The organism is Cellulomonas phragmiteti (assembly GCF_016862775.1).
Lineage (GTDB): Bacteria > Actinomycetota > Actinomycetes > Actinomycetales > Cellulomonadaceae > Cellulomonas > Cellulomonas phragmiteti.
On the sequence record NZ_BONP01000014.1, the window covers coordinates 91,235 to 100,372 of the forward strand.

Annotated in this window: 5 protein-coding genes; 3 read left to right on the forward strand and 2 right to left on the reverse strand. The window is 71.8% G+C overall.

All coding sequences use genetic code 11. The features are described from left to right. Positions 1-9 precede the first annotated feature (9 nt). Positions 10-2,133: a SpoIIE family protein phosphatase gene (locus Cph01nite_RS12525; RefSeq protein ID WP_203674662.1), complete on the reverse strand. Its 2,124-nt coding sequence runs from the start codon at positions 2,131-2,133 to the stop codon at positions 10-12. A 185-nt stretch (positions 2,134-2,318) separates the two neighbouring features. Here Cph01nite_RS12525 and Cph01nite_RS12530 point away from each other — a divergent pair, with 185 nt between their 5' ends. Beyond that, positions 2,319-4,685, forward strand: a complete 2,367-nt coding sequence (locus Cph01nite_RS12530) for an ATP-binding cassette domain-containing protein (RefSeq protein WP_203674664.1) — start codon at positions 2,319-2,321, stop codon at positions 4,683-4,685. Positions 4,686-4,775: 90 nt separating this feature from the next. Then, positions 4,776-5,138 (forward strand): hypothetical protein, encoded by a 363-nt coding sequence (locus Cph01nite_RS12535; RefSeq protein WP_203674666.1) that lies wholly within the window; start codon positions 4,776-4,778, stop codon positions 5,136-5,138. A gap of 21 nt (positions 5,139-5,159) precedes the next feature. On the opposite strand, the gene Cph01nite_RS12540 is transcribed toward Cph01nite_RS12535, so the two are convergent. After that, on the reverse strand, positions 5,160-5,684 hold the full coding sequence (locus Cph01nite_RS12540) for a PIN domain-containing protein (protein ID WP_203674668.1): 525 nt from the start codon (positions 5,682-5,684) through the stop codon (positions 5,160-5,162). 587 nt (positions 5,685-6,271) lie between these two features. Here Cph01nite_RS12540 and Cph01nite_RS12545 point away from each other — a divergent pair. Next, a partial coding sequence (locus Cph01nite_RS12545) for a VWD domain-containing protein (RefSeq protein ID WP_203674670.1) occupies positions 6,272-9,138 on the forward strand: 2,867 nt, incomplete at its 3' end.

Genomic DNA, 9,138 nt, shown 5'->3' on the forward strand with positions numbered 1-9,138 from the left:
AACCGTCAACTAAGAGTCGGGGGTCGACAGGTGTCCCTGCTCGTCCGGCACCAGCTCCGGGCCCGCCTCCGGTGGCCGCGGCTCGTCCTCGGGGAACGCCCGCACGGCCAGCAGGGCCACGTCGTCCTCGTGCGAGGGGGCGAGCTCCTCGAGGATCGCGTCGCACAGCTCCTCCAGCGGCAGGTGCGCGAGACGCCCGCCCAGCGCGCGCAACCGCTCCACGCTGGTCGCCAGGCGCTCACCCCGGCGCTCGACCAGGCCGTCGGTGTACAGCAGCACGGTCGCTCCGGGCGCGATCAGCTGCGTGTGGTCGTGCCGCACGGTGCGCGCGCGCAGGCCCAGCAGCAGGTCGCTCGGCCGCCACAGCAGCTCCGCCTGCCCGTCGGGCTGCACCAGCAGCGGGGGCAGGTGGCCGGCGTTCGACCAGCGCAGCAGCCGCATGCCCTGCTCGGCCAGCTCGGTCGGCTGCTCCAGGCGCGCGAGGACCGCCGTGCTGAACGCCCCGATCGCCAGGTCGTGCGCCGCCCAGTCGAACGCCGACAGGATCGCCGCCGGCGGCTGCTCGACCGCGTGCGCCCCGCCGCGCAGCACGTTGCGGATCTGCGCCATCTTCACCGCGGCCTGCAGGTCGTGGCCCGTGACGTCGCCGATCACCAGGCACGTGCAGCCGTCGCGCAGCAGGAACGCGTCGTACCAGTCGCCGCCGATCTGCGTGCCCGTCGACGCCGGCACGTAGCGCGCCGCCAGCTGCAGGTGGTCCGGCTCCGGCAGCTCGGTGAGCAGGCTGCGCTGCAGCTCCTCGGCCAGGTCGCGGCGCGCCGCGTGCAGGTGCGCGTTGTCCAGCGCGAGCCCCATCTGGGCCGTGACGTCGCGCAGCGCCGTGACGTCGGCGTCGGTGAACCCGTCGCGCGCGGCGCCGCGCGCCAGGGTCACGACGCCCCGGGTGCGCCCGCGTCCACGCAGCGGCAGGACCATCAGGGTGTCCGGCGCCAGCTGCTCGAGCAGGTCCCGCGCGGGCCCCGCGTGCACGATGTCCTCCAGCGGCGGGGAGCCGAAGCGCAACGCCGGCCGCGACGTGGCCAGCACCTCGGCGACCAGCGACGTGCGCGCCAGGGCGGGCACCCGCAGCGCGCGGTACGCGTCCAGCACGGGCTGCATCGCCGGGTCGGCGTGCCGTGCCGCGACGTCGTGCAGACGCGGACGCCACGGGCCCGTGCCCTCGTCGAGCAGGCTCGCGATCGCGAAGTCGGCGACGTCGGGCACCAGGTGCGGCAGGACCGCCTCGAGCGCCTGCGCCGGGTCCACCGCGTCGGCCAGCACCGCGGCGACCCCCGCGAGGAGCTCGGACCGCGACCGCCCCTGCTCGGCGAGCTCGAGCGCGCGCCGACGCTGCGTGATGTCGGTGAAGTACGCGGCGACCCCGCCGCGCTCCGCGATCGCCCGGACCTCGTACCAGCCGTCCAGCGGTGCGGGGTAGTACGCGTCGAACGACTGCGGCTCTCCGGTGCGCGCGACCTCGCGGTACCGCTCCTCGAAGACCGTGCCCACCGCCGCGGGGAACAGGTCCCAGATGACGCCGCCGAGCAGCTCGGTCCGGGTCCGCGCGAGCAGGACCTCGGCCTCGGCGTTGACGTAGCCGAACCGCCAGTCCGCGTCGACCCAGTAGTAGCCCGTCGACATGTCCTCGAGGATCTGCTGGACGTACAGGTCGCGCTCGCGCAGGGCCGTCGTGTCGGTCGTCACGCCGATGAGGTGCGTGGCCCGGCCCGACGCGTCGGGCAGCGCACGTCCCCGCGCCGTCAGCCAGCGCGTCGTGCCGTCCGGACGCTGCACCCGGAACTCGGCCTCGTAGACGCCGCACGTGGCGATGGCCCGGTCGATCGCGGCCGACGTCGAGGCCAGGTCCCCGGGGTGCAGGCGCGCGTCGAACGACGCGATGGTGCCGCCGAAGGTGTCCTCGTCGTAGCCGAAGACCTCCAGCAGGGTCGCGTCCCACCGGAGCTCGCCCGTCGTCAGGTCCCACTCGAAGGTGCCGAGCCCTGCGGCCTGCGCCGCGGAGTCGAGCAGCGCGAGGCGGGCGGCTCGGGCGCCGGTCGGTGGGGCGTCGGTGGTGTCGTCCGACGATGCGTGCACGTGCTCTCCCTCATCGCCGACGCCTGTCTCGTCACCGACGTCCGTCCAGGGAGCGTGCCACGCGCGCGGACGCGCGTCGAGGCGAGGGCCCGTCAGCGGTGCGTCGGGGCGACGCGACGCCCGGTGGGGTGTCGGTGCGCGGTCCTACGCTGGACGAGCCCGCACCCCGCAGCCATGGAGGACCGATGAGCACCGTGCTGCCGACCGCCCGTGCCGACAGCCATGACCTCATCCGCGTGCACGGCGCGCGGGAGAACAACCTGCAGGACGTCAGCGTCGACCTGCCCAAGCGGCGGCTCACCGTCTTCACCGGTGTGTCCGGCTCCGGCAAGAGCTCCCTGGTGTTCGGCACGATCGCCGCCGAGTCCCAGCGCCTCATCAACGAGACCTACAGCGCGTTCGTGCAGGGGTTCATGCCGACGCTCGCGCGCCCCGACGTCGACGTCCTCGAGGGGCTGACCACCGCGATCATCGTCGACCAGGAGCGGATGGGGGCCAACTCGCGCTCCACGGTCGGCACCGTGACCGACGCCAACGCGATGCTGCGGATCCTGTTCAGCCGGCTCGGCGACCCGCACGTCGGGTCGCCGCAGGCGTACTCGTTCAACGTGCCGACGGTCCGCGCGAGTGGCGCGATCCAGGTGGAGCAGGGGCACAGGCGCAAGGAGAAGGTGAGCTTCGAGCAGATCGGCGGCATGTGCCCCCGCTGCGAGGGCATGGGCCGGGTCAACGACTTCGACCTCACGGCGCTCTACGACGACAGCAAGTCGCTCGAGGAGGGCGCGCTGACCGTCCCGGGCTACACGATGGACGGCTGGTACGGGCGCATCTTCCGCGCGAGCGGGCTCTTCCCGTCGGACCGGCCGATCCGCGAGTTCACCGAGAAGCAGCTGCACGGCCTGCTCTACCAGGAGCCGACCAAGATCAAGGTCGAGGGCATCAACGTCACGTACGAGGGCGTGATCCCGAAGATCCAGAAGTCGTTCCTGTCGAAGGACGTCGACGCGATGCAGCCCCACGTGCGCGCGTTCGTGGAGCGGGTCATCACGTTCCAGACGTGCCCCGACTGCGCGGGGACCCGCCTCAACGAGGGGGCGCGCGCCTCACGGATCGGCGGCCTCAACATCGCCGACGTGTGCGCCATGCAGATCACCGACCTCGCGGCCTGGGTGCGCGAGCTCGACGAGCCGGGCGTGGCGCCGCTGCTGACCGTGCTGGGTGACACGCTCGACTCGTTCGTCGAGATCGGCCTGGGTTACCTGTCGCTGGACCGGCCGTCCGGGACCCTGTCCGGCGGCGAGGCGCAGCGCACCAAGATGATCCGGCACCTCGGCTCGTCGCTCACCGACGTCACGTACGTGTTCGACGAGCCGACGGTCGGGCTGCACCCGCACGACATCGCACGCATGAACGACCTGCTGCTGCGGCTGCGGGACAAGGGCAACACCGTGCTCGTCGTGGAGCACAAGCCGGAGGCCATCGCGATCGCGGACCACGTCGTCGACCTGGGGCCGGGCGCGGGCACGGCCGGGGGCCACGTCGTGTTCGCCGGGAGCGTCGACGAGCTGCGCGCGAGCGGCACCCTCACGGGGCGTCACCTCGACGACCGCGCCACGCTCAAGCCGCAGGTGCGCACCCGCACGGGCGTCCTCGAGGTGCGCGGCGCCGCGACCCACAACCTGCAGGGCGTCGACGTGGACGTGCCGCTGGGTGTGCTGGTCGTCGTCACCGGCGTCGCGGGGTCCGGCAAGAGCTCGCTGATCCACGGGTCCGTGGCCGGTCGCGAGGGAGTCGTCGCGATCGACCAGGGTGCGATCCGCGGGTCGCGCCGCTCCAACCCGGCGACGTACACGGGCCTGCTCGAGCCGGTCCGCAAGGCGTTCGCCAAGGCCAACGGCGTCAAGCCGGCGCTCTTCAGCGCGAACTCCGAGGGTGCGTGCCCGGTGTGCAACGGGGCCGGGGTCATCTACACCGACCTCGGGATGATGGCCGGGGTCTCGTCGACCTGCGAGGTCTGCGAGGGCCGGCGGTTCATGGCCGAGGTGCTGGAGTACCGGCTCGGAGGGCGGGACATCAGCGAGGTGCTGGCGATGCCGGCGACCGTCGCCGAGGAGTTCTTCGCTGCCGGGGAGTCGCGCATCCCCGCCGCGCACACCATCCTCCAGCGGCTCGTCGACGTCGGTCTCGGGTACGTCACGCTCGGCCAGCCGCTGACCACACTGTCGGGTGGTGAGCGCCAGCGCCTCAAGCTCGCCACGCACCTGGGGGACAAGGGCGGCGTCTACGTGCTCGACGAGCCGACCACGGGCCTGCACCTCGCCGACGTCGAGAACCTGCTGGGGCTGCTCGACCGCCTGGTCGACGCGGGCAAGTCCGTGATCGTCATCGAGCACCACCAGGCGGTGATGGCCCACGCGGACTGGATCATCGACCTCGGGCCCGGAGCCGGGCACGACGGTGGGCGGGTCGTGTTCGAGGGCGCGCCGGCCGATCTCGTGGCCGACCGCTCGACGCTCACCGGGCACCACCTGGCGGCGTACGTGGGGGCGTGACGTCGTTGGTGGTCACCCGTCCAGGTGAGAACGGTCCGATCACCACGAACGGTGGTCGCCATCCCTGGACGGTTTGTCTAGTTTGTCCGAATGGCGACCATCGTCGACCGTCGGGGCCCGGGCCGCGCCGCGCGCGGCACGGCGCACCACGCGCGCGACAGGTCGTGGGTGCGCCCCCCGCAGCACACGCGCTCCGCCGGTGCGGCGCTCGCCGCGCGTCACGCGACCGGGCGTCGGCGGCACGTGTGGCGCGACCTCGCCCTGGCCGTCCTCACGCTGGCCGCCGCCGGGGGCGTCGTCGTGGGGCTGCTGCAGATGGACCCCGTGATGCGGGACGCGGTCGTCGACCTGCTGCGCGGCGCGTGGGACGCCGCGCGGGCCTGGGCGGAGGGTCTGTCCTGGTGGCCGGACGTGTCGTGGCCGGACGGCCTGCCGTGGTCCGGTGGTACCTGACGCCGCACCGGTGAGGTCACGTCAGCCCGGGGGTGTCGCCCCGGGCGGTCGCAGACCGAGGGCCACGTACGGGTCGGGCGGTGGGGGAGGTGTCAGGGCGGCCTTGTTGCGCACCGGGCCGTAGGTGAGGGTGCGGACGCGCATGCCCAGGCCCTGGTAGGAGTCCGGGTGGGTCGTGTACAGCGGCGCGTCGTAGAGGATCGCGGTGGCCGCGCACACGAGGTCGGTGCGGTGGAGGCCGTGCGCCACGTCGCGCATCGGGTTCGGCGAGACGCCGTTCATCAGCTGTTGGTAGATGCGCGTCACGTAGTGGTCGACGGGGACCGGCGCTGTCAGGTCCCAGTGGCCGAATCCCGTGGACTCCTGGTCGCGGCGCACGTCGATGCCGAGGGTGACGGCCTGCTCGAGGTAGAGCATGGCGCTGATGAACAGCGCGTCGCGCGGGCGGAAGAGGGCGGGATCGATGCCCTGGACCAGCACCGAGGTGTCGAACGTGACCGGGGTGTCGGCGTCCGGGTCCATCGGTGCCGGCCGCTCCGGGGGCACCAGAGGATGCAGGGTGCCCGTGCGAAGCAGCAGTGGGCCGTTCGGGTGATGCTCTGCGTCGAGGATCTCGCTCTGCGTGATGCTCCGGCGCGCGGGGCGGGAAAGAAACTGGTGCGACCGGTGAAATACCACGGAATCGGGCCGACCTCCTTCGTCCGTCAGGGTGACGGTGCGTCCTCCCGGCGTCGTTTCCGGGTCGCCCGGCGCAAGTACCGGGGCATTTGTCCGTTCCAGGGCGGAGTGGAACTCGGACCGACCCGACACGGTGGAGACCTGCGGGCGAGGTAGACCAGCGAGCAGGTATGCCCGCGGATGGGGCAGATCGTCGGGCACTCTCACGAAAGCCATGAGACAACCCTATCCGCGCCCGTCGTGCGGCCTGCTATGTTCCGGCCATTCATTGTCGCGCGTGACAGGTGGGGTGTGTCCCGATGACCCGTCGATGGGCTGTCCGTTTTTCACTGGTGATCTCCCCGGTGGTGGTCGCCTCACTCGTCGTGACCGCCCTCATCCCGACCGCCGCACACGCGCAGGCAGGCCCGGTGGCGACCGCTCCGGTGACCGCTGAAGCGTCCGGGGCAGCCCCGATGTCGGGAGCAGCTGCGCTCCCGGGGTTGTTCGCGTCCTGCGATCCCGCCGACGAGGACCGCAACTCGCGCGACCTCCGGTGCCTCAACGGGTCGCAGCTGCGGACCCGTGGCTACAACCACTGCCTCACGAACCGGGACCCCGGCTTCAACGGCATCTACTACCCCAACCAGTGCTACGGCCTCGGATCGAGCAACGAGTACATCGAGTCGATTGCGCACGCCCGCCTCGTCCAGCGGATGAACCTCCTGCAGGGCGCTGTGAACCCTGGGGTCGGCGTGCGGGGTGGCGCCGTGGACGCGGCAGCACGGCAGGCGTCGGGTGTGGTGACCTCGCGGATCCAGTGGGAGGTCAACCTGACCCGGCTGCCCGGCGGGGCCGCGGTCGGTCGTCCGGACGTCGTCGTCCAGGGCGGCGGATGGTCGAACCCGGTCACCAACAGCGTGCAGGTGATCGAGGTCAAGGGCGACTGGAACGGCGGCACGGCAGCTGCCACGACACAGGTCGGAACCTACGTCGCCACCATGAGGTCGGCTGGCTGGGCCGGTGCCGTCGCGCCCGACACCAGCTGGTACGTCGACCAGTTCCGCGTCGTCTACGAGTGCCGGAAGGGCACCGCCACGCGTCCCGTCTACGACAGGTACGCGGTCTCAGGACCTGCGGCCGGCGTCGTCCTCGTCACCAAGGTGAACTCGGAACCCTGCCGCTCCGACGAGAAGCGTCAGCGGTACGCGGACGAGAAGCGCGCGGTCAAGGACATCCCGCAGATCGACGACATCCCGGTGGAACCGCCGGTCACGCAGAACCCCTACGAGCCCGAGGAGCCGGTCGACGTCGACGTGCCCGAGCACGAGGTCGGCTGGGACCCGACGCCGATCGTCATCGGTGTCGGCGTCGGTATCGCGGACGTCGCGGTGCGCTACACCTACCAGCGCGCGCTCGAGCGTGCCGCCGTTCGCGCGGCCGAGCAGATCGCGCGCGAGGCCGCCGACGCCGGGACCCGAGCCGCACTGCGACGCGGAGTCCGCGCTGCAGCCTTCGAGTCGACCAGGGACGCGATCTGCCTGGGTCCGGTGAACACGGCGACGAGGACGCACACGTCCGTGTCCCCGGCCGCGCTCGCCTGTCGAGAGCTGACTAAGCTCGCGGACCTGATCGATCTCCTCCACACGCTCGGCGACCTCGGCTTCACGCTCGAGGACCTCCTCGCGATGGGTCTGACCGAGGAGGAAGCGGCGCTCGTGCTCGCGTCCGCCACCAGCCCCGCCCAGGTCCGCGCCGACCCCCGGTTGGTCACGCTCGACGGGTTGAACTACGACTTCCACGGCGTCGGGGAGTACCGCCTGCTGCAGCACGCTCCCAGCGGGCTCGAGATCCAGATGCGCACCGTCCCGGCCACGGCGGACATGTCGAGCGTCGGGGCGATCGCCGTCGCGACCAGCGAGCACGTCATCGAGCTCGGTGCCACAGGTGCGATCACGCTCGACGGTTCGGCGTTCACGCTGGAGAACGGTGCGTTCGCGCTGCTGAGCGAGGGTGTGGTGCTGCGGCGGGCGGCGGGGAGGATCGAGGTCCTCACGGCGTTCGACGACCGGACCACCGCGCAGGCCGTCGTGTCTTGGACCCCACAGCCCGGCGCACGTGGCGACTTCGCCATCAGCCTGCCCCGGTCCTGGGCGGGTGAGGTGACGGGGATGCTCGGCGACTTCGACGGCAACCCGCACGACGACCTCGTGTCGGCCTCGGGTGTCGACGTCACCCCGGGCCTGAGGTTCGGGGTGTCCGACGCGCTGTTCCTCCAGCGTCTGTACGGCACGTTCGGTGACTCCTGGCGCGCCACCGATGCCACGGCGCTGTTCACGTACCCGGCCGGGCGCTCCACCCAGGACTACACGGACCGGTCCTACCCCCGTGGAGTCACGACGCTCGGCGACCTGAGCCCCGAGAGGTTCGCCCTGGCCGCCGGCATCTGCCGCGCGGCGGGTGTGTCGGAAGGTCTCGGCTTCGACGACTGCATCCTGGACGTGGGGTTCTCGGGTGACGCCTCGTTCGCCACCAGCCTCGCCTCGCGTGACACCTTCGGTGTCGGCCTCGGGGACGCCTTCCTCGGGGAGGGGCCGCTGCGCGTCGGATTCGTGGGCAGCATCCCGCCGAACTTCTTCCCTGGGAAGGTGCAGCTCCTCGGCGGCGGACGCAACTACGCAGGACCGTTCACCGTCGGCAACGCCTACCCGTTCTACCTCAACGACCTTCCCGGCCACAGCGCGTTCTCGCTCGCCGTGGACGTCGTGACGACGGGGATCAACGCCCCGGCGCCTCCCGTCGAGCTCCTGCTCGACGGGCAGCGGGTCGCGGGGACCGCTGTGCCCGGATCCGCCGAGTCGGTGACGCTCGCATCGGGCGAGCTGGCCACGGTGGTCCGCATGGTCTTCACGGTCGCGCACAGCAAGCGTGACACTGTCGGCCAGCTGCGGCTGACGTCCGGCTCGGCGTGGTTCGGGGTCGAGAGACTCGAGATCGACGTGACGCGGGTGCCGTTCGAGCGGTTCGACGTCGAGCTGAGGGACGACCGGGAGTTCCGGCCCACCCACCTGCCGGCCACCAGCGGTGCAGGTGTGCTCGAGGCCGCAGGCTCCTCTGACCGCTACTGCTTCGACATCCCTGAGGGCCGGACCCTGGGGATCAGTGGGAACTACCTGCGCTCGGATCTCACGTGGCGCCTGCGGTCGACCGACGGCAGCTTCGCGACCCGGAACGGTGAGCGGGTCTACACCCAGCTCGAGGGTCTCGCGGGGCCGGCGTGCCTCGAGGTGTTCGTGGCGGGCAACAGCGTGCCCAACGCGTGGCGCTACGACATCGGGTTGTT

Coding starts and splice junctions, on each gene's coding strand:
- Cph01nite_RS12530 (WP_203674664.1), top strand. CDS start 2,319: ATGAGCACCGTGCTGCCGACCGCCCGTGCCGACAGCCATGACCTCATC.
- Cph01nite_RS12535 (WP_203674666.1), top strand. CDS start 4,776: ATGGCGACCATCGTCGACCGTCGGGGCCCGGGCCGCGCCGCGCGCGGC.